Origin of the sequence: Cupriavidus laharis (assembly GCF_914271435.1) — a bacterium.
Taxonomy (GTDB): domain Bacteria; phylum Pseudomonadota; class Gammaproteobacteria; order Burkholderiales; family Burkholderiaceae; genus Cupriavidus; species Cupriavidus laharis.
In genome coordinates, this window is record NZ_CAJZAI010000003.1 from 109,914 (window position 1) to 129,943 (window position 20,030).

Sequence of the window (20,030 nt, forward strand, 5' to 3'; positions counted from 1 at the left end):
GTGAAGTCGTTTGCAGGCGCGGCGATACGCCGCGCGCGAGGCAGACATCGCAAGAGGTGTGCCGGTGCCGGGGCGGCAGGCGAAACTGGCGTCGGATCGGGGATCTGCGGGATGTCAGGCGCGAACGCAGCAGTCTCGGCTGTGCCAGCCCGGCGGGCCGGCTGTTCCGTGCTGGCACAACTGTGGCAAAACGGAACAGTTGTGCCGCTGGCGCATCAGCGCGGCTGGAACACGATGATGGCCATTCCCGCAAACGCCACGCCGACACCGGCCAGGTCCCAGGCGCTGGGCCGCATGCCATCGACCAGCCACAGCCAGAGCACGGCCACGCCGATATAGACGCCGCCATAGGCGGCATACACGCGCCCCGATGCATCCGGGTGCAGCGACAGCAGCCACGCGAACAGCGCCAGCGACAGCGCGCCCGGCACCAGCACCCACGCACTGGCGCCCTGGCGCAGCCACAGGTAGGGCAGGTAGCAGCCGAGGATCTCGGCGAGCGCGGTGAGCAGGTACAGGGCGATGGTTTTCATGTGGCAGTGCGGGAACGGGGCGCCGGGCAGGGAAATGGCCAGGAGGCTGGAGGAGCATTCCCGCAGTATACGGACGTTCAAGCCACGGCCCGGATCGGGCTGTCTCGCCTGCGTCAGGCAGGTGTTGTGCGAAATTCGACACTCCGGCGCAGGGATGCGCGCGAGTGTGGCCCCGACCAGGTATTTGCCGCAACCGCCTGGCCACCCTTGGCCTATGCTTGGATCGAAGTGGCACGGGCAATCCCGCGCAGGTTCGGACAAGGAGGCAGCATGTCGGTGAATGCACGGGCCGCAAGCCCGTCGGGCAGCATCCTGCTGGTTGTCGCAGGCTTGCTGGCTTCCTGTGCGACGGGCCGCGACGCGGCGCCGCCCGAACTGCAGCCGGCCGATGCGGGCCGCGTTATCGCAACGCTGCGTGCCACCGGCGTGCAGGTCTACCAATGCAAGCGCGACCAGGGCAACCGTCTGGTGTGGACATTCAGGGCACCGGAGGCCAATCTGTACGATGCGTATGGCCAGCCAGCAGGCAAGCATTACGCCGGGCCGACCTGGGAGGCGGCAGATGGCAGCAAGGTAACGGGCAAGGTCCTGCGGCAGGCGGCCAATCCGCGGGAAGCCGACAGCATCCCGTTGTTGCTGTTGCAGGCGACCAGCGCCGGCGGCCCGGGCCTGCTTTCGGGCGTGCGCTACATCCAGCGGCTCAACACACAGGGCGGCCTGGCATTGCCGCAGGCGTGCAATCAGGAAGGCCTGGAGAATCGCATGCCCTACCGCGCCGACTACGTCTTCCTCCAATAACAAGGAGATGGCAATGCGCCTGTCCTGGCTTCGCGCACTACTGGCTGCCTGCGTACTGAGCACGGCTGGCACCGCTGTCTTTGCCCAGGGCAAGGCGCCGCCACGCATCCAAAGCTATGCGTTGCCGGCGGGCGCGCATCCCCATGATGTCGCGCCTGCGCCCGACGGCGGGGTATGGTACACGGCCCAGACCATCGGCGAACTCGGGCGGCTGGATCCCGCAACCGGCAAGACCACTCATTTCCCGCTCGGCGCAGGCGCTGCGCCCCATGGAGTCATCGTCGGGCCGGACGGCGCCGCGTGGGTCACGGATGGCGGCCAGAATGCCATCCTGCGAGTCGACCCCGTAACGCATGCCGTGAAGCGCTTTCCGCTCCCGGCGGGACAGGCCAATGCCAACCTGAACACCGCGGTGTTCGATGCGCGCGGACGGCTCTGGTTCACGGGACAGAACGGCGTGTATGGCGAACTCGACCCGGCCAGCGGCCGCATGCGCGTGTTCGATGCGCCGCAGGGTCGCGGGCCATACGGTATTGCCGTGACGCCGGGTGGCGATGTCTATTTTGCCTCGCTGGCGGGGGGCTACATTGCCCGCATCGATACCGCCACCGGCGCCGCGCATGTCATGGCTCCTCCCACACCGCGGTCTGGGCCGCGCCGCATCTGGTCAGACTCGAAGGGCACGCTATGGATCAGCGAATGGACCGCCGGCAAGCTCGGCGCGTACGATCCCGGAACTGGCCGGTGGCGGGAATGGGCCTTGCCGGGCGAGAGTCCCCACGCCTACGCGATGTATGTGGATGAGCAGGACAAAGTATGGCTGAGCGATTGGGGCAAGAACGCAGTCCTGCGCTTTGACCCGCAGACGGAAAAGTTTGAGACCTTCGTCAGCCCGCGCCCGAATGCCAATGTGCGTCAGATGCTGGGTCGCCCGGGCGAGGCCTGGGCAGCGGAATCCGGCACGGACCATCTCGTCGTGTATCGTTTCGGCGCCGGCGGGCCAAGGTGAGCGAGCCGGTCAGCGTACCGCGCATCCCGCCTAGGCAGGGTCAACCGGCACGGTTGAGATCAGTGCGCCGCGCGCAAGCAGTTGCTCATGGAATACCGCCGTCTTGGCGGGTCCGGTCGCGCACACGCGCAGCGGATCGGCACTTGCCCGCAGGGCGTCGCGCAATTCGTGGCGGCTTGAGACATCGATGCCCACCCCCGCCATCACCGCTGCCTTAACCAGCGCCTGCGACTTGTTGACCTTCGCGCCGTAGAAAATCTCGCCTTGCACGCTGTGCGCCGCCAGCACGGCACGCAGGGCAGCGACGTTGTTGCGCAGCACGTGCGGCCAGATGACGTTCAGCGGAGACCCGTATCGCTCCACGGCTGCCACCAGCGACTGCGGCGAGGTGCGGAGCATCCGGGCGATCAACGGGTCCCAGAACGGCAGCAATTGCGTGGGCGGGTGGGTTCGGTATGTTTCCGGCTGGGTGCGTACAGCGTCATGGTCGATCCACATGGTCTGGTCCCCGAGGGCGTTGGTGGTCAGCGATTCAGTGGAGAGTCGTCTCAGAAGTCGACCGTGGCCGACAGCAGCACCGTGCGCGGCGCGGCCTGCGAGAAGCCGCCCCAGGAGGTGACGCCCGACCAATAGTCGCGGTCGAACACGTTGAGAACGTTGGCACGGAAGGTAGAGGTCTTGCCGGCGATGCGTGTGCGATAGCGCGCGCCGACGTCGAACTTGGTCCATGACGGCAGGCTGGCTGTGTTGAGCTGGTTCACGTATTGCCGGCCCGTGTAGATCATGGCGCCGGTCACGGTCAGGCCTGCTACCCACGGCAGGTCCCATTCCGCGCCCAGGTTGGCTTGTACCCTTGGCACGCCGATGGCGGTCTTGCCGACCGCTGCCGCGGTGCCGGACTGGGTAATCTCGCCGTCGATCAGCGCCACGCCGCCCAGCAGCCGCACGCCGGGCATGGCCTCGCCGAACAGGTTCAGCTCCAGGCCGCGATTGCGTTGTTCGCCGTTGACGGAGAACACATTGCCTGTGAGCTGCCCGCTGGGCTTGGTGATCTGGAACGCCGCGAACGTGGCGGTGAAGCGCCCGAGATCCACCTTGGTGCCGACCTCGTACTGCCTGGTCTTGTACGGCGCGAACACCTCGCCCGAGTTGCTGGCGGTCGGCGGTGCCACATCGCCCTTGCTCAGGCCCTGGATGTAGTTGGCGTAGAACGACACACGCTTCCACGGCTGCACCACCAGGCCCGCCATCGGCGTGGTGGCGCTTTCGTCGTAGGACGATGCCACCGCGCCTGCCGGACTGAAGTTGCGCGAGCGGATGCGCTGCTGGCGCACGCCCAGCGTCAGCAGCACGCGGTCGTCCATGGCGGACATGGTGTCGGCCAGCGAGAAGCCGGTCTGGTCGTTGTCCGAGACCCTGGGCACGCTGCCCGGCGCGGGCAGGTCCTGCGCAGGCCGTACCACCGGGTTGTAGATGTTCGATGCCACCGGCGTGCCGGTGGTGTTGGCGCGGTCCAGGCTGTCGGAGTAGGCGCGGGCCTGGAAGGTCACGGCATGGCGGACCGGGCCGGTGTCAAAGCGGCCGCGCAGGCCGGCGTCGTACGTGGCGCGATCGACCTTGAACTTGTAGTAGGTGGGCGTGCTCAGCGTATCGCCCTGGGCGTTGACAATCTGGGGCGTGGTGCCGAACAGCCGCGACAGCTGCGTCCAGCCGCCGCCGGCATCGGCGAAGACGGTGAGCTGGTCGGTGATGTCGTATTCCGTGCGGAACAGCAGCGACTCGTCGGTGCCGCGCGTCCACTCCCACGGCTGCGTGACATTGCGCCGCCCGTCCGGTGCCCCGGGGATGGCCTGCAGCCCCGGGCCCATGATAAAGGGGCGGCCTGGCGCATCGAGCTTTTCCTGCTGGCCGATCACGTCCAGCGACGCGCGCAGCCGCTTGCCCTGGTAGTCCAGCGACAGCGCGCCGATGCCAGCCTTGCGCGACTGGTTGTCCATGGGCGTGTCGCCCTGGTAGTAGCTGCCGTTGAAGCGCACGCCCCATTCGCGCGACTCGCCGAAGCGGCGGCTCACGTCCGCGTGGCCGCCGAACTGCGTATCCGACGCGTAGCTGGCCGTCACCGATGCCAGGTCCTCGTGCGCGCGCTTGGGCACGATGTTGATTACGCCGCCTACGCCGCTGTTGGGTGACATGCCATACAGCATTGCCGCCGGGCCCTTGATGACTTCCACGCGCTCCACGTAGTCGGTGAAGACACGGTAATTCGGTGCCACGCCGTACAGGCCGTCGAAGGCGATTTCGCCGGTGTTGCCTTCGCCGACAGGGAAGCCGCGAATGTAGAGGTTGTCGATATTGCCGCCGGGCAGGCCCGTGAAGCGGACCGACGGATCCTTGTTGACCGCGTCGGCCACCGTTGGCGACTGCTGGTCCTGGATCATCTGCGCGGTGTAGCTGCTCACGTTGAACGGCGCTTTCATGATGCTGGTGTTGCCTAGCATGCCGAGCCGCGCGCCGCGCGCGACCTGGCCGCCAGCATAGGGTGTGGGCAGGTCTTCCGGCGACGCGTCGGCAGTCACGCGGACCTCCGGCAGCGTCTGCGCAGAGACGTTGCCGGGATCCTGAGCCAAGACAGGATCGATGTTGGCCAACGCCAGGAGGCCTGCTACCGCCAGCGATGGGGTCAGCGCGCGCCCCGGCAGCAGAGCCGGGCAGGAGGTGGATGTCAGCGACAGGCGTGATGTTTTGATGATGTTGCTGGGGATTGCTGCGTCAGTCTGACCGGAGACCGGCATGGCTCAAGCTTCCTTAGATGTCCATGCCGGACGATCTGTAAGGATCGGTTCGCATCGGACGGGTTGGCCGGCGCCTCAGGCAGGTGCCGAAGTGGTGTAAGGAGACTATTGCAAATGAGAATCGTTATCAAATAAATTGTGAAGACATTTTGACCTGTTTGAAACTTGCTGGCGATTCGACGGCGGTGCCCAGCCGCTGAAATGGCCAGTTACCTGCCATTCGCAGAGGTTATGGACGAGATATCGCAAACGCCCGTATTGATGCCGCACGAAACTGGCCGCTACGTCGTCACCTTGCAGCCGGTTTCCTTTTTCCGGCAGTCAGAGCAGGTCGACATTGAAGGGGTGTGGATGCTCACCGAGTTGATTGCCAGCGACGGTTGCTGGCTGACGCCCATCCCGGTGGAGGCATCGCACGGCATCGTGATGGACGGAAATCACCGCTTGCGTGCCGCCATGCGCCTTGGGCTCAAGCGCTTGCCGTGCATCCCGCTGCGCTATGGCGATCCGAGGGTTTGCGTCCGCGACTGGAACTCGGGGGAGCCGTTCGATACCGGTTGCATTCTGCGGACCGTGACTTGCGGCGGGCTCCTTCCGCACAAGAGCACGCGGCATTTTTTTGAGCCGTCACTGCCGGTAACGTCGATTCCGTTGGGACGACTGAGGGATTAGGAGGGCTGGTGCATGGTGACGAAAGTCAGCAACTCACTTGCGACGACGGTCGCCGCCATAGCTGTCAACAATGATCATCGTGCGATCCAGCACGCCCTGATCATCGAAGTAGGCGCTGAAGTGGGCCGGCTGGTAGCCGCTCGCATAGAGCCGGTACGACCATGCCTCGCGCTTCATGAGCGGGTAGTACTGGACGGGCTCGCGCGGCAGGCCGAAGCGCTCGGCCACGTCGCGCTTGGTCCAGACTCCCGGCTTGGCCTCGTAGATCTCTTTCTCGGTCAACATCTGGCGGAAGTTGACGAGCTTCCCGTTCGCATCAAAATCGGCGGCGTAGACCTCGAACCCCAGGGGCTGGTGCGAATAGATCCAGCGCGTGGAGCCGTCAGCGAGCTTGTAGACCTCCGTGGGCGCGCCAAAGGTCTCGCGCACGGCGCTTTCCGGGCTACCTGTCATTTTCTGCGCGGTCTGGACGGGTTGCAGGGACGCACAGGCAGACAGCGCAACCGCTGCGCCTGCCACCCAACTGGCTAAGCGATATGACATGGCCATTCTCCACTGCCGAAACGTGCCGGTTCTTTCGGCTGGTATTCAATCCAGGCATGGTGCACCCACTACATGCCGGACCCGGCACCAACCCCGCCTGTTCCGCCCGCGCCAGCACCAATCCCGCCCGTGCCTGGCGTCGGCTGGAATCCGGGAGTGCTTGCCGGTGATGCACCACCCGTCATCGTCGCCCCGGATCCGGACGCGGTGCCGGAATCGTCGCCGTCTCCGCCGCAAGCGCCGAGCAGGAATGCAGCAAGCAATGCAATAGTCGCGAGCGGCAGCGCGGCAAGCGCGCGCCGGACGGGGCCTCCGGACTTGAGTGACGATTCGCTCACGATGCATCCTCGACAGAAGAATTTTGGTTCGTCTGGCTAAACGCGTGGCGGCCGGCCTTTATTCCATTCCGGGCTATCGCAAATGACGAAAGGCCGTGCCTGCGCCTTGGTTCGCAGCATCGATGCCGCCGATGTGTCGATGATGCCCTCGTCAAAACGGAATACCCCGCACATGGCGGGGTATTCCGTTCGTGTCCCAGGCCCCCCGGGCGGCTTTACTGCGGTCCGAGCTTGCGGATCAGCGCGTCGAGCTTTTCCATTTCGTCTTCGGTCAGGTCCGTGAGCGGCGCGCGCACCGGACCCGCGTCGTGGCCGACCAGGCGGGCGCCGGCCTTCACGATGCTCACCGCATAGCCCTGGCGGCGGTTGCGGATGTCCAGGTACGGCAGGAAGAACTCGTCGATCAGGCGGCCGACGGTGGCATGGTCGTCGGCGGCGACGGCGCGGTAGAACGCCATCGCGGTGCGCGGGATGAAGTTGAACACGGCCGACGAGTACACCGGCACGCCCAGCGCCTTGTAGGCGGCGGCATAGACTTCGGCGGTCGGCAGGCCGCCCAGGTAGGCTAGCCGGTCGCCCAGCTTGCGGCGCACGCGGACCATGGCCTCGATTTCGCCGACGCCGTCCTTGAAGCCGATCAGGTTGGGGCAGCGGTCGACCACGCGCTCCAGCAGGTTGGCGCCGATGCGCGAATTGGCGCGGTTGTAGACGATCACGCCGATATTAACTGCCTTGCAGACCTCTTCGATGTGGTTGGCAATGCCTTCCTCGCAGGCTTCGGTCAGGTAGTGCGGCATCAGCAGCACGCCCTTGGCGCCAAGGCGCTGGGCTTCCTGTGCGTAGGCGATGGCCATGCGCGTCGGGCCGCCTGCGCCGGCCAGGATGGGCACCTTGCCTGCGCAGGTTTCCACCGCGGTGCGGATCACATTGGAGTAGTCGTCCGGCGTCAGCGAGAAGAACTCGCCGGTGCCGCCAGCGGCGAACAGTGCCGACGCGCCATACGGCGCCAGCCATTCCAGTCGCTTGACATAGGTGTCAGGGCGGAAGTTGCCCTGCGCGTCGAAGTCGGTGACTGGGAAGGACAGCAGGCCTTCGGAAATGATCTGCTTCAGTTCTTGCGGTGTCGTCATGTCTCTCATCCTGGGCCGGAACCGGCGAATGGTGATGGATCGGGCAGGGCGGTCTTCCGCGGTCCTGCGGTGGCGTTATTAATGTACGTCATCGTACAACTAGGTGAGATAATAAACAAGCACCAAAGCAGAAAATTGCGGGAAAACCCGGGGAAATCCCGCCGATGGGAGAGCGGGTGTAAGTGCCATGATGGTCCGGATCGTCAGTATCTGTAAGGAAAACGAAAGCAGGCGGCAAGCGGGTTGCGAGGATCCTAGGGTAAACGCGCACTACGGCATGTCGGTCGTATCCTTATAATTCAAGTCATACGATGACATATCTCAAATCGCGTTTGCCATCGTCTGGCATACGGCCCTGAGGAGACCCCGATGAACGCAAGTCCGACCCCCACCGCTACAACGGCCGCTGCCGGCAGCGCCGCCACTGCGCGCCGCACCAATGTCCGCTACTGGATCCTGGCGATGATCTTCATCGTCACCACGGTCAACTATGCCGACCGTGCCACGCTGTCGATCACGGGCCCCGCCATGCGCGAGGCCTTCGGCTTCTCCGCCGTGCAGATGGGCTATATCTTCTCCGCCTTCAGCTGGGCTTATGTCATGGCGCAGATTCCGGGCGGCTGGCTGCTTGACCGCTTTGGCGCGCGCCGCATCTATGCGGCCAGCATCTGCCTGTGGTCGGTGTTCACGCTGCTGCAGGCCTGGGTGGGGGTGTTCGCCTCGATGGGCGCGGTGATGACGGTGCTGTTCATGCTGCGTTTTGCCGTGGGCCTGGCCGAATCGCCGGCGTTCCCGGCCAACGCCAAGGTGGTGGCAAGCTGGTTCCCCACGTCGGAGCGCGGCACGGCGTCGGCTATTTTCAACGCGGCGCAGTACTTCGCCGCGGTAGTGTTCACGCCGCTGATGGCATGGGTGACGCATAGCTGGGGCTGGCACCACGTCTACATGTGGATGGGCGTGTTCGGCATGGCGCTGGCCATGCTGTGGCTCAAGGTCATGCGCAGCCCCGCCAGCCATCCGGCGGTCAATCGCGCCGAACTCGAGCATATCGAGCAGGGCGGCGGCCTGATCCACATGAACGAAGGCGCTGCGCGCGCCACCGGCAAGGCCGCGGCGCCGGCGGGCTGGTTCTATGCGCGCCAGCTCCTGAGCAACCGCATGCTGGCTGGCGTGTACCTGGGCCAGTACTGCATCAACGTGCTCACCTACTTCTTCCTGACCTGGTTCCCCGTGTACCTGGTGCAGGCGCGCGGCATGTCCATCCTCAAGGCAGGGTTCGTGGCGTCGCTGCCGGCGATCTGCGGTTTCCTTGGCGGCGTGCTGGGCGGCATGATTTCGGACGCGCTGCTGCGCCGCGGCTGCACGCTGACGGTGGCGCGCAAGGTGCCTATCGTCGCCGGCATGCTGCTGTCGGTCAGCATGATTGCCTGCAACTATGTCGATGCGGAGTGGCTCGTGGTCGGTTTCATGGCGCTGGCTTTCTTTGGCAAGGGCATCGGCGCGCTGGGCTGGGCCGTGGTGGCGGACACCGCGCCCAAGGAAGTGATCGGCCTAGCGGGCAGCATCTTCAATACGTTCGGCAATATCGCCGGCATCGTCACGCCGATCGCGATCGGCTACATCCTGAGCGTCACCGGCTCCTTCAACGGCGCGCTGGTGTTCGTCGGGATCCATGCACTGGTCACGGTGCTGAGCTACCTGGTGATCGTCAAGGACATCCGCCGCGTAGAACTCAGGCACCCGCAATAACCGCAGGAAGCACAGCATGTCAGAACACGATTCGCGCGCCCCGGCCGCCCAGCCAGTCAAGGCTCCGCTCCATATCCGTATCCATCCTGAAGACAACGTGGCCATCGTCGCCAACGACGGCGGTTTGCCGGCCGGCACGGAGTTCCCGTGCGGCCTGGTCCTGCGCGAGGCCGTGCCCCAGGGGCACAAGGTCGCGCTGTCGGACCTGAAACAGGGCGATGCGGTGGTGCGCTACAACGTGGTGATCGGCTACGCGCTGAAAGACCTGCCGCGCGGCAGCTGGGTCAACGAGCGCGTCATCGAAATGCCCGTGGCGCCGGGCCTGACCGACCTGCCGGTCGGCACGCGCGTGCCGGCGCCGCTGCCGCCACTGGAAGGCTATACCTTCGAGGGCTTCCGCAATCCGGACGGTTCGGTCGGCACGCGCAATATCCTGGCCATCACCACGACAGTGCAGTGCGTGTCGGGCGTGGTCGAGCACGCCGTGCGGCGCATCCGCGAAGAACTGCTGCCGCGCTATCCCAACGTCGATGACGTGGTCGGGCTGGAACACACCTATGGCTGCGGCGTAGCCATCGACGCGCCCGATGCCGTCATCCCGATCCGCACGCTGCGCAATATCGCGCTCAACCCCAACTTCGGCGGCACCGCGATGATGGTCAGCCTCGGCTGCGAGAAGCTGCAGCCCGACCGCCTGATGCCGCCGGGCACCATCCCGATCCGGACCGGCGCGGGCGAGGTGCAGGTGGGCGTGGTCTGCCTGCAGGATGAGCAGCACGTGGGCTTTGCGTCGATGATCGCGTCGATCATGGCGATGGCCGAGACGCACCTGGCGCGCCTCAACGCGCGCCGGCGCGAAACGTGCCCGGTGTCGGACCTGGTGGTCGGCGTGCAGTGCGGCGGCAGCGATGCGTTCTCCGGCGTGACGGCCAATCCGGCCGTGGGGTTTGCCACCGACCTGCTGGTGCGCGCCGGTGCCAGCGTGATGTTCTCCGAAGTGACAGAAGTGCGCGACGGCATCGACCAGCTCACCGCGCGCGCCGCCACGCCCGAGGTAGCCGAGGCGATGATCCGCGAGATGGCCTGGTACGACCGCTACCTCGAGCGCGGCCGCGTGGACCGCAGCGCCAACACGACGCCTGGCAACAAGAAGGGCGGGTTGTCGAACATCGTGGAAAAGGCGATGGGCTCGATCATCAAGTCGGGCAGCGCGCCGATCAGCGGCGTGCTGTCGCCGGGGGAGAAGCTCACGCAGAAGGGCCTGATCTACGCCGCCACGCCGGCGAGCGACTTCATCTGTGGCACGCTGCAGCTCGCCGCCGGCATGAACCTGCACGTATTCACGACCGGACGCGGCACGCCCTACGGCCTGGCCGAGGTGCCGGTCATCAAGGTCGCGACACGCAGCGACCTGGCACGCCGCTGGCATGACCTGATGGACGTCAACGCGGGCCGCATCGCCACCGGCGAAGCCACCATCGAGGACGTGGGCTGGGAGCTGTTCCACCTGATGATCGACGTGGCCAGCGGCCGCAGGAAGACCTGGGCGGAGCACCACAAGCTGCACAACGCGCTCGCGTTGTTCAATCCGGCGCCGGTGACCTGAGGCGCTGTCGGAGACCGTCGCTTCGCGTGCCGCCGATGCCTACTTTGCCGCGCCCCACTTTGCGATGCGGCGTACAGGGGCGCTGCCTCTTCCTGGAGCTAACCATCAACGTGACATGCTCCGCAGGATAGCGGGTCGTCCTATGCAGCGCGGCATGGTATGCCGGATGTCCAGGATCTATGCGCTTGATAGCTGACATGGGTGGCACCTCCTCAGAAGAATTCTAGTCCGAGGCACGGCGATTATGCCGCCTTCCTGAACCCCCATACTCTCGTCTGGTGTATGCCGGCATTGGCGAAAGCTCGCCGCCGGCAAGCCCCGGTGCGCCAACGTACGTTCCTACCGAACTCGTAGTTTGGCTCGTAGAAGCCCATAGCCTGTAACGGTAAGGTGCAGCCCATGGACGCATACGTACGGACATGCAGGGATGAAGGTATACATCTCCCCCGGCGGGCTGTATCCGTTTAGGGTTGTTCGATGCCTGCCGTCACCCGCAGGAACGTGAGTGTGCCGCCGCGCGCTGCTGGCAGGCGTCGAACAAGCCTCGATGGAGGAAACCGCGGAGTGCTCCGAGGCGGTCGGAGTGTTGGAGGCTATGGCGATTGATTGGCCGGGATGCCCAACGGTGTCGGAGCTTGCGCGGTCAAACGGGATGTTGGATAGAGCCTGGTGCGGTGACGAGGCGGTCCAGTCGCGCAATCGCGAGGATGAAGCGGACGTGCGAGGGGCTGCGCGAAGCGGCAAGCGCAAACGTCCGCTCGTAGGCCGCGTTGCCGCAAAGCCGACGGTCGAATTGCACGTCCAGAAAGCGCGATGCTCATGTCTGGCCTCGCCGCTTGGGTGGTGCGCGAATGGGCGCAGTGCGCTCCAGGATCTCGATGACGATCATCGGCGCACCGCAGTGGTGGCAGACGAAGACCGCAGGGACAGCAACCCTGGGATCGTCGGGCTGGGTGTCGGCCTCAGGCATGACGTCCAGCAGTTCACGGGCCTTCGCGAGATTGGCGCGGCGCACCGGGTTGGCGAGCAGGCCGTAGTGACGGATGCGATGGAAGCCAGCGGGCAGCACATGGAGCAGGAAGCGGCGCATGAACTCGCCGGTTTCGAGCGTCATGATCTTGTGGCGGGTGCGTCCCTTTGCGCGGTAGTCCTTCCAGCGGAAGGTGACACCGCGCTCATCGAAGGCGACCAGGCGCTGGTTGGAGATCGCCACCCGGTGTGTGTAGCGTGAGAGGTATTCGAGTACGGTGTCTGGTCCGGCAAAGGGACGCTTGGCGTAGACGACCCACTCGCAGGTGCGCAGCGGCGCAAGCCACCGTGCAAAGGTAGCCGCATTGGCAAGCTCCGTGGATTCGCCGAAGAACTGCAACTGGCCACGCTGGTGAGCGGATTCGAGCGCTTCGAGGAAGCGGTGCCGGAACAGACGCGACAGGACGCGCACAGGCAGGAAGAAGCCGGTCCGGCATGCGATCCACCGCTTACCATCGGGCGACAGGCCTCCGCCTGGGACGATGCCGTGCACGTGCGGATGATGCGTAAGCGCCGAGCCCCAGGTGTGAAGCACGAGTGTGGCGCCAATCTGGGCACCCAAGTGCCTTGGATCGGCGGCGATAGTGCGGAGTGTTTCGGCGGCGATGTCGAACAGCAGCCCGTAGATCACCGTCTTGTTGTACCAGGCGATCGCGCCGACCGGTGCAGGTAGCGTGAACACGACGTGGTAGTACTCGACGGGCAGCAGGTCGGCCTGGCGCGCCTCGAGCCAACGGTGGGCGGCACTGGCCTGGCACTTCGTGCAATGGCGGTTGCGGCAGGAGTTGAAGGCGACCTCGATGCGCTCGCAACCTGAACAGCGCAGCACATGCCCGCCCAGCGCCGCCGTGCGGCACTGTTCGATGGCCGACATGACCTTCAACTGCCCCAGGCTCAGGTGTGTCGTGGCTCGCCACGCTGGCCCGTGGCTGCGGAAGATGTCCGCAACCTCCAGCATGAGGTGCTGCAGCGCGTGGGCTTACTCGGGAGGCAGGCGGTCCAGCGGGCTGGTGACCTCGTGCAGCAGGTCGGTGGCCACCTGCACGTAGAGCGCGGTGTTCTCGAGCTTCGCATGGCCGAGCAGCACCTGGATCACGCGGATGTCCACCTTCTGTTCGAGCAGGTGGGTCGCAAAACTATGTCGCAGCGTGTGCATGGATACGCGCTTGTCGATGTGCGCAGCTTCGGCGGCGGCGTGGATGGCGCGGTTCAGTTGCCGAGTGCTGAGCGCGTCGACAGGATCGAGCCCGGGAAACAGCCAGCCGCGATCCAGCATCTTGCCTTGAGCACGGGCCACGTGCCACCAGACGCGCAGGCGCTCGAGCAGCACTGGGGAAAGCATGGCGTAGCGGTCGCGGCGGCCCTTGCCCTGCTCGACGCGCAGCGTCATGCGCTGGCTGTCGATGTCAGTCACCTTCAGGGCCACCACTTCGCTGGCTCGCAGACCGGCGCCGTAGGCGACCGACAGCGCGGTCTGGTGCTTGAGGTTGCCGGCCGCCTCGATTAGCCGCCGCACTTCATCGGGGCTGAGCACGACGGGTAATATGCGTGGCACGCGCACCGGGTGCATCCTGACCATCAGTTCAGGCCGGTCGAGCGTGACCTCGAAGAAGAACTTCAGGCCGGTGATCGCGTGGTTCAGTGACACAGGCGATGTGCCGTGATCGACGAGATGCAGTTGGTAGCGCCGCAGGTCCTCGACAGTGGCGGTGTCAGGTGAGCGCCCGAGAAACCGGGCAAACTCGCGCACGATGTGCAGATAGGTGTCCTGTGTCTTCGGCGAGAGCTGGCGCATCCGCATGTCGTCGATCATGCGCTGACGCAGTGGACTGGCGTTTGCCGGTAAGGAGGTCATGATTCGGCTCCTGTTGAAGAACGAGGCGGATTGCCTCATTCGCCAACATAGAACCGTGTGACCGGCCTCTCCCTGACCGCCACCGTATGGCCGTAGCCCCTACCGCGCGAGCGGTTTAGTCCTCCGACCCACTGCTGTCATTCGTTAAAGCTTGGCGAGTGACTCAAGTTTGGGCCAGAGCGGTCGTCGAAACGGCGTGCCTCGGTAGACAACGCTAAAGGCCGAGGCTGCCTGCCAGTCGCTGCGCTAGTCCATCGCGGCGGAAGGCTTCCACAACGTGGTCGATGAATGCGCGTGTCTTGCCGGGCATCAGGGTGCGCGTAGGGTAGTACAACGAAATGGCGCCGGCGTCGGCGTACCAGCGCGGAAGTACGCGTACGAGTTCGCCACGTTCGATCCATGGCAGCACATCGGGTACCGCCAGCAGTGCCACGCCCAGACCCAGCAGCGCGGCTTCCCGCATGGCGGCCGGGTCGCTGACGACAATGCGTTCGCGCATGGTCGTGGCAACCTCGTTGCCGGCGGCATCGCGCATAGTCCAGTGGCGCGTGCGTCCGGTGCGCCCGGAGCGCATGACGATGCCGTCCATGACGTTCAGCATGGCCGGATCAGCAGGCAGCGTGCGTTCCCGCAGATACGCCGGCGACGCCACCGCGACGATATGCGCGGGTGCCAGTGGGCGCGACACAAGACCCGGCGCCAGTTCGAAGCCTCCACCTATGGCTGCGTCGAAGCCCTCGGCAATCAAGTCGATGGCGCGATTCTCGAAATGCCATTCCGGGCGGATCGCAGGGTAACGCTGCAGGAAATCAGGGAGCAACGGCATCACGTAAGCCACGCCGAACGACGGCGCCAGGCTGACTTTCAGCACACCGGCCGGTTCGCCGTGGTCGTTCGACATGGCGGCGATGGCGGCTTGCAGCGCGTCCAGGTTGCCGCCAATGGAGGCAAGGAAGCGTTCGCCAGCCTCGGTAAGCGTCAGCTTGCGCGTCGAGCGCTGGAACAGTCGCACGCCCAGATTGCGCTCGAGCATTGCCACGTTGCGGCTGACGGCCGCGGGGGTCAGGGCCAGTCGGCGACCCGCCGCCGAAAAGCTGCCCGTTTCGGCGCTGCGCACAAAGGATTCGAGGTTGGCGAGGGTTTCCATCCGGCTCAGTTTACACGATTGCTTGAAGATGATTCGAATAATTCATTACTAATCATCGTGCAATCGAACACCCATACTTCGTTCACACCTTCTGATTCACCCCAACGGAGAAAGAAATGACTCAACAGACCCTTCCCCTGGCCGGCAAGATCGCCCTCGTTACCGGCGGATCGCGCTCCATCGGCGCCGCCATCGCCCGCCGCCTGGCCGCCGACGGCGCGGCCGTAGCGCTGACCTACAGTGCCTCAGCGGACAAGGCCGCCACGGTAGTGCGCGAGATCGAAGCAGCCGGCGGCCACGCCATCGCGCTCGCCGCGGACGCCGGCGATGCGGCCGCGGTGCGCCGGGCCGTGGCAGCGACGGTCGACGCCTTCGGCGGCCTCGACATCCTCGTCAACAACGCCGGCCTGGGCTTGGGCGGTGCCATCGAGGACATCGCGTTCGACACCTACGAGCGCATGATTGCGGTGAACGTGACCGGCGTATTCGTGGCCACGCAGGAAGCGGTGCGCCATATGAAGACGGGCGGGCGAGTGATTCACATCGGTTCGTCGATGGCGCGCTACGCGGCGTTTCCCACGGCATCGCTCTACACGCTGACCAAGGGCGCGATCGCAGGCTTCAATCGCAGCCTGGTGCGCGATCTGGGGCCGAAAGGCATCACGGTCAACACCGTCCACCCCGGCCCGACCGACACCGATATGAATCCCGCCGGCGGCCCGGTCAGTGAGATCGTGGGACCCGGCATTGCCCTGGGACGATACGGGCAGCCGCATGAGATTGCCGGCGTGGTGGCGTTCCTCGCCGGTCCGGACGCAGCCTTCGTCACCGGTGCCGAGATCGTTGCCGATGGCGGCTTCACCGCCTGAACCGGGAGACCGTCATGCAAGCAAGCTACGGAAAGACCATTGGCATCATCGGCGCGGGCGCAATCGGCACGGCGTTTGCCACGGCGCTGGCACGCCACGGCATCCAGGCGGTGCTGGCCAACAGCCGTGGGCCTGAAACGCTGCAGGATGCCGTGCAAGCCATCGGGCCTTCGATCCGCCCGGGCACGCGTGAGCAAGCCGCGGCGCAAGACATCGTGCTGGTGGCAGTCAACTGGTCGAAGCTGCCGCAGGCGCTGGCCGGGTTGCCGGACTTTGGCGGGCGCATTGTCATCGATGCCAATAACCCGATCGAGGCGCCGCTGTTTCGCCCCGCGGACCTGCATGGCCGCTCGTCGAGCGCAGTGTTTGCAGACCTGGTGCCCGGCGCGCGTGTCGTGAAGACGTTCAATCACCTGCAGCCCGCGCTGGTCGCCGGCGATCCGCAAGCTGAAGGTGGCCGCCGCGTGATGTTCATCTCGGGTGACGATGCGAACGCCAAAGCCGAGGTGGCCAAGTTGATCGATCGCCTCGGGTTCTTCGGCATCGATCTCGGTTCGCTCGACGGGGGCGGAAGACAGCATCAGTTTCCTGGAGGACCGCTGGCCGCGCTGAATCTGGTGAGGTTGGGTTGACTTGAAGGGCGGGACTGGAGCAATCGAAACAGAAACTCGCTATCGATAGTCCGGCAAGCTCCACATAGTGAACCCGTCCGCTGTGTCAGAGCTTCGGCCATTCAGTCTGAGGGCCCGGCCGTCGCTTTCTGGCCGACTACGGTCGTACGCTGAACACAACCGAAGACTTCTACAAGGAGAAGAGCCTGCGCCGATACTAGCCCGTTAAGGGCAACTATGCCGCCCTCACCATCCGGAACGGTTGGATTTTTCGGCCATGAAGAGCTCAGGATCAGTTCCCACAGCCAACGGGGTTGGGCCGCCGCAATATGGACCTGCTGCGCGGCAGCCAAATGCCTGAATGGAGAACGGAAATCCCGGTGCTCGTCCGGAACTATCCAGCCCGTTGATCCGTAACTATTCGACCTCGCCGAGGGCCCGCTTTAAGGGTGGTGGCCGGCCGGGAGTCGGCCATCATCGTTGTGCGGAGCCGCCTGAACTGTCGGGCCTTGCACGAATCGCGGCCAGTTTGACATACAACGTACTGCGGGAGATGCCAAGTGTGCGGGCCGCCATCGACATATTTCCGTGCGCGGTAGCGATCGCATCCAGTATCGCCTGCCTTTCCACTTCTTCAAGACGTCCCGACACGACAGGAACTGGCGTTGGCGATATCGCGGTGGCCGGGTTGGTCGCCTGAGCGATGGTCGGAGGCAGCAGCGAAATATCGATGCACTCGCTGTCACAGAGGGCGAACATCACTTCGAAGACGTTCTGCAGTTCACGTATGTTGCCCGGCCAGCCATAGCCAAGAAGCGCCTGCCGGACCATGGGGCTGAGCTGTTTGGGCGTGCAGCCATACTTGCGTGCCAGCCTGGCGTTGAGATGGTCGATGATGACCTCGATATCGCCGGGGCGTTCGCGTAGCGCCGGCAATGGCAAGCTCACTGCGCAGAGGCGGTGGTACAGGTCTTCGCGGAAGCAGCCTGCGGCGATCTCTTTTCTCAGGTCTCGATTGGTGGCCGCTATGATGCGCACCGAGATGCGTCGCTCGCGGGTGTCTCCCAGCCGGACAACAACGCCGTCTTGCAGCACGCGCAACAGGTGGGGCTGCATATCCAGTGGCAACTCGCCGACCTCGTCCAGGAACAGCGTACCGCCGTCTGCCTGCTCGAACTTGCCTGGCAGGCCGCCGCGACGGGCGCCGGTAAAGGCGCCATCGGCATAGCCAAAGAGTTCGCTGGCCAGCAATTCACGGGTGAAGGCGCCGCAATTGACGGCAATGAACGGCCCATCGGACCGTTGGCCTGCGCGATGCAACGCCCGGGCGAAGAGTTCCTTTCCTGCACCAGTCTCGCCCAGCAGCAATACAGGCAGATCGAGCGGAGCGATTCGGCGCGCGCGTGCCTTGGTGGCGGCCAGCACCTCGCTTTCCCCGATGATCTCGCCAAATGGATCGTTGTCAGGCGCAGTCGCTGGTGTGACGGCGTCCGTTTGTACCGATACGGATGTTCGATGACGGGATGCCGACAGCGGGATCACCAGCATCGTGCCCAGGACCCCATCATGGTCCTTCACCGCGTGCAGCCATTCGGGACGAAGCCATTGTGGCCGCTGGCAATATTGATCGACCTCAGGCAATTCAAGGTCGAGTCCGGGGACCCGGCTGCCGATTTCCCATGGAAGCGGGGCTTCATAGCTTTCGCGCGCCGCTTGTGCATTGCTATTCGTGCGGACAATGCGTCCCCGGCTATCGACCAGCACCACATAGTCGCTGGCGTAACGAATGAAATGGTCGATGGCGCGGCTCAGCAACCGCTCGTGGCGCGCACCGTCGCGGCGAGCCAGTTCGCATTCGATCTGCCTTGCGGCGGCAATCACCAGCCCCAGGGTATGCCCGTGGAGCGTCTCCTTGACGCCGGAGATATCCACGACACCCAGCAAGGTGCGGGCGAATGGGTCGAAGATGGGCGCAGCGGCGCAGGTCCACCGCTTGACGTCCATGCAGAAATGCTCGTTGGCATGGATCTGAACCGGCGCGACGGCGGCGATAGCGGTACCGATGGCATTGGTGCCGATGACTTCCTCGTTCCAGCAGCCGCCGGTAGCCAGGTTGATTCTCTCGCCAACACTGCGGGTTCTGGTTTCGCCATCGAGGTGGAGGACGGTGCCACTGGAGTCACAAAGCATGATCAGGGTCCCGCATTCACGCAGGACCTCGCGCAGGCCGTCAAGTGCGGGACTCGCCGCCTCACGCAAGTCGCGGTTCTGACGCTGCAACTGCCGCAGCCGGTCGGCGCCGGCGCCGGGGGCGAAGTGCTTCTCCGGATCGACCGATTCGGAGCGGCAACGCTCCCAGGAGGCCAGGACAACGCCTCGCACACCTTTGACTTCGGCAGGGCGTTCATGCAGAAAACGCTCCCAGGCCGAAGCCACAAGCTGTTCGTCGCCGATGCGGGGGACCAGGGCGCTGCAATGACCGAAGGGCATGGAAAGATCCCTATCAATGGGTTGCAGCTACCCTATGCCCGCGCCCTCGGCAAGTCAACTAATCTCTTTCCATTCAAAGACTTGTGCGCCGCATCAACGTGTAGGGACTGTCCGGATTCCGGACAGCGCGACCTAAGGTGTCATGATCCCGGACAGTGACCCGTTTGCCGTGGAATCCAAATCGGCAAGCGCCCGTGCTCCCGACACACTCCGTAAAGCCATGGCCCTGAGCCGGGCAATCGCCGTGACGGCGGCAACCTGCACGGCGCCCACCCATGACGCCCACGCATCGATCTGGTCGCTGCGGCTCTCACCGTACAGGCACCACGTGCAAAAGTGCTCGCAGTTGTTGGACATCAGCCGATAGCGATCCTCGCCGAGGCGGGAATAGGCGCGTTGGACCGCTTGCGCACCAGCGAACCTGGCCCCCGGGCTGTGTTGGATCCAGACCGGCCGCCCATGCGCGAATTCCGCGAGCGTTACCTCGTTGACCGGGCCGCGACGCAGAAGCCGCGACAGCCCCTCGTAATGCACGACCTTTCCTGAGCCCGTGTAGACGCCATGATGGGTGTACCCAAGTCGGGCGGTGACGAGATGCAGCCCTATCGCCGAATCCTCGTCGGCAACGGCTTCGACAACCAGGCGACTTTCCTTCGTTGGCGCTTTCATTCGCTTCACCACGCTTCGGATGCTATGCACCTGACACCCGAGCACAGGGCGTGCCATGGCTGCAGGGGCTTCCCGGCAGGAAGACATCCGTGCGCCAACCGCGATGCCGGCGGCCGGAGGCCAACCTTGTGGGGCAACGAATCCCGCTACGCGATGAAGGACAGGAAGCGTCTGATTCCCGGACACACCT

17 protein-coding genes are annotated in these 20,030 nt (G+C 64.9%); 7 read left to right on the top strand and 10 right to left on the bottom strand.

All coding sequences use genetic code 11. From position 1 onward, the window contains the following. Positions 1–215 precede the first annotated feature (215 nt). The gene (locus LDO29_RS07775; protein ID WP_224079220.1) at positions 216–533 is read right to left on the bottom strand and encodes a YnfA family protein; all 318 of its coding nucleotides are present in this window, start codon (positions 531–533) and stop codon (positions 216–218) included. Positions 534–803: 270 nt separating this feature from the next. Here LDO29_RS07775 and LDO29_RS07780 point away from each other — a divergent pair, with 270 nt between their 5' ends. Continuing rightward, positions 804–1,331: a DUF3455 domain-containing protein gene (locus LDO29_RS07780; protein ID WP_224079221.1), complete on the top strand. Its 528-nt coding sequence runs from the start codon at positions 804–806 to the stop codon at positions 1,329–1,331. Positions 1,332–1,344: 13 nt separating this feature from the next. Continuing rightward, on the top strand, positions 1,345–2,340 hold the full coding sequence (locus LDO29_RS07785; RefSeq protein ID WP_224079222.1) for a Vgb family protein: 996 nt from the start codon (positions 1,345–1,347) through the stop codon (positions 2,338–2,340). A 30-nt stretch (positions 2,341–2,370) separates the two neighbouring features. Here LDO29_RS07785 and LDO29_RS07790 read toward each other — a convergent pair whose 3' ends face one another. Together LDO29_RS07790 and LDO29_RS07795 are read right to left on the bottom strand one after the other, a co-directional pair. After that, positions 2,371–2,838, bottom strand: coding sequence for a type III PLP-dependent enzyme domain-containing protein (locus LDO29_RS07790; protein ID WP_224079223.1), 468 nt, complete (start codon positions 2,836–2,838; stop codon positions 2,371–2,373). A gap of 50 nt (positions 2,839–2,888) precedes the next feature. After that, positions 2,889–5,132 carry a TonB-dependent receptor gene (locus tag LDO29_RS07795; protein ID WP_224079224.1) on the bottom strand — a complete coding sequence of 748 codons (2,244 nt, stop codon included), beginning with the start codon at positions 5,130–5,132 and terminating at the stop codon, positions 2,889–2,891. A gap of 231 nt (positions 5,133–5,363) precedes the next feature. On the opposite strand from LDO29_RS07795, the gene LDO29_RS07800 reads away from it, so the two are divergent. Then, positions 5,364–5,804 carry a ParB N-terminal domain-containing protein gene (locus tag LDO29_RS07800; protein ID WP_224079225.1) on the top strand — a complete coding sequence of 147 codons (441 nt, stop codon included), beginning with the start codon at positions 5,364–5,366 and terminating at the stop codon, positions 5,802–5,804. Between the two features lie 33 nt (positions 5,805–5,837). On the opposite strand, the gene LDO29_RS07805 is transcribed toward LDO29_RS07800, so the two are convergent. Together LDO29_RS07805 and kdgD are read right to left on the bottom strand one after the other, a co-directional pair. After that, positions 5,838–6,347: a hypothetical protein gene (locus LDO29_RS07805; protein WP_224079226.1), complete on the bottom strand. Its 510-nt coding sequence runs from the start codon at positions 6,345–6,347 to the stop codon at positions 5,838–5,840. Positions 6,348–6,900: 553 nt separating this feature from the next. Continuing rightward, complete coding sequence (kdgD, locus tag LDO29_RS07810; RefSeq protein ID WP_224079227.1) at positions 6,901–7,815, bottom strand: 5-dehydro-4-deoxyglucarate dehydratase; 915 nt, start codon at positions 7,813–7,815, stop codon at positions 6,901–6,903. Positions 7,816–8,184: 369 nt separating this feature from the next. On the opposite strand from kdgD, the gene LDO29_RS07815 reads away from it, so the two are divergent. Next, complete coding sequence (locus tag LDO29_RS07815) at positions 8,185–9,564, top strand: MFS transporter (RefSeq protein ID WP_224079228.1); 1,380 nt, start codon at positions 8,185–8,187, stop codon at positions 9,562–9,564. A gap of 16 nt (positions 9,565–9,580) precedes the next feature. Further along, complete coding sequence (garD, locus tag LDO29_RS07820) at positions 9,581–11,170, top strand: galactarate dehydratase (protein WP_224079229.1); 1,590 nt, start codon at positions 9,581–9,583, stop codon at positions 11,168–11,170. An 817-nt stretch (positions 11,171–11,987) separates the two neighbouring features. Here the strand turns inward: garD and LDO29_RS07825 are convergent. The 3 genes from LDO29_RS07825 to LDO29_RS07835 all read right to left on the bottom strand — a co-directional run bounded on the left by LDO29_RS07825 (position 11,988) and on the right by LDO29_RS07835 (position 15,201). Next, a complete protein-coding gene (locus tag LDO29_RS07825; RefSeq protein ID WP_224079230.1) occupies positions 11,988–13,157 on the bottom strand; it encodes an IS91 family transposase in 1,170 nt (389 codons plus the stop codon). A 21-nt stretch (positions 13,158–13,178) separates the two neighbouring features. Next, positions 13,179–14,054 (bottom strand): tyrosine-type recombinase/integrase, encoded by an 876-nt coding sequence (locus tag LDO29_RS07830; protein WP_224079231.1) that lies wholly within the window; start codon positions 14,052–14,054, stop codon positions 13,179–13,181. Positions 14,055–14,268: 214 nt separating this feature from the next. Further along, entirely contained in the window at positions 14,269–15,201 is a 933-nt protein-coding gene (locus LDO29_RS07835) for a LysR family transcriptional regulator (protein ID WP_011615671.1), read from the bottom strand. Positions 15,202–15,317: 116 nt separating this feature from the next. Here LDO29_RS07835 and LDO29_RS07840 point away from each other — a divergent pair, with 116 nt between their 5' ends. Beyond that, positions 15,318–16,070 (top strand): SDR family oxidoreductase, encoded by a 753-nt coding sequence (locus LDO29_RS07840; protein ID WP_224079232.1) that lies wholly within the window; start codon positions 15,318–15,320, stop codon positions 16,068–16,070. Positions 16,071–16,084: 14 nt separating this feature from the next. Further along, a complete protein-coding gene (locus LDO29_RS07845; RefSeq protein ID WP_224079233.1) occupies positions 16,085–16,702 on the top strand; it encodes an NADPH-dependent F420 reductase in 618 nt (205 codons plus the stop codon). Between the two features lie 453 nt (positions 16,703–17,155). Here LDO29_RS07845 and LDO29_RS07850 read toward each other — a convergent pair whose 3' ends face one another. After that, entirely contained in the window at positions 17,156–19,171 is a 2,016-nt protein-coding gene (locus LDO29_RS07850; protein WP_224079234.1) for a sigma-54-dependent Fis family transcriptional regulator, read from the bottom strand. A gap of 132 nt (positions 19,172–19,303) precedes the next feature. Next, positions 19,304–19,840: a lecithin retinol acyltransferase family protein gene (locus LDO29_RS07855; protein ID WP_224079235.1), complete on the bottom strand. Its 537-nt coding sequence runs from the start codon at positions 19,838–19,840 to the stop codon at positions 19,304–19,306. Positions 19,841–20,030 lie beyond the last annotated feature (190 nt).

Excerpts from the sequence above, each read along its gene's own strand:
- LDO29_RS07790 (WP_224079223.1), bottom strand. The coding sequence starts at position 2,838 with ATGTGGATCGACCATGACGCTGTACGCACCCAGCCGGAAACATACCGA.
- LDO29_RS07835 (WP_011615671.1), bottom strand. The coding sequence starts at position 15,201 with ATGGAAACCCTCGCCAACCTCGAATCCTTTGTGCGCAGCGCCGAAACG.
- LDO29_RS07840 (WP_224079232.1), top strand. The coding sequence starts at position 15,318 with ATGACTCAACAGACCCTTCCCCTGGCCGGCAAGATCGCCCTCGTTACC.
- LDO29_RS07785 (WP_224079222.1), top strand. The coding sequence starts at position 1,345 with ATGCGCCTGTCCTGGCTTCGCGCACTACTGGCTGCCTGCGTACTGAGC.
- LDO29_RS07800 (WP_224079225.1), top strand. The coding sequence starts at position 5,364 with ATGGACGAGATATCGCAAACGCCCGTATTGATGCCGCACGAAACTGGC.
- LDO29_RS07775 (WP_224079220.1), bottom strand. The coding sequence starts at position 533 with ATGAAAACCATCGCCCTGTACCTGCTCACCGCGCTCGCCGAGATCCTC.
- LDO29_RS07795 (WP_224079224.1), bottom strand. The coding sequence starts at position 5,132 with ATGCCGGTCTCCGGTCAGACTGACGCAGCAATCCCCAGCAACATCATC.
- LDO29_RS07830 (WP_224079231.1), bottom strand. The coding sequence starts at position 14,054 with ATGACCTCCTTACCGGCAAACGCCAGTCCACTGCGTCAGCGCATGATC.
- LDO29_RS07805 (WP_224079226.1), bottom strand. The coding sequence starts at position 6,347 with ATGTCATATCGCTTAGCCAGTTGGGTGGCAGGCGCAGCGGTTGCGCTG.
- LDO29_RS07850 (WP_224079234.1), bottom strand. The coding sequence starts at position 19,171 with ATGCCCTTCGGTCATTGCAGCGCCCTGGTCCCCCGCATCGGCGACGAA.
- LDO29_RS07855 (WP_224079235.1), bottom strand. The coding sequence starts at position 19,840 with ATGAAAGCGCCAACGAAGGAAAGTCGCCTGGTTGTCGAAGCCGTTGCC.
- LDO29_RS07815 (WP_224079228.1), top strand. The coding sequence starts at position 8,185 with ATGAACGCAAGTCCGACCCCCACCGCTACAACGGCCGCTGCCGGCAGC.
- garD (WP_224079229.1), top strand. The coding sequence starts at position 9,581 with ATGTCAGAACACGATTCGCGCGCCCCGGCCGCCCAGCCAGTCAAGGCT.
- LDO29_RS07825 (WP_224079230.1), bottom strand. The coding sequence starts at position 13,157 with ATGCTGGAGGTTGCGGACATCTTCCGCAGCCACGGGCCAGCGTGGCGA.
- LDO29_RS07780 (WP_224079221.1), top strand. The coding sequence starts at position 804 with ATGTCGGTGAATGCACGGGCCGCAAGCCCGTCGGGCAGCATCCTGCTG.
- LDO29_RS07845 (WP_224079233.1), top strand. The coding sequence starts at position 16,085 with ATGCAAGCAAGCTACGGAAAGACCATTGGCATCATCGGCGCGGGCGCA.
- kdgD (WP_224079227.1), bottom strand. The coding sequence starts at position 7,815 with ATGACGACACCGCAAGAACTGAAGCAGATCATTTCCGAAGGCCTGCTG.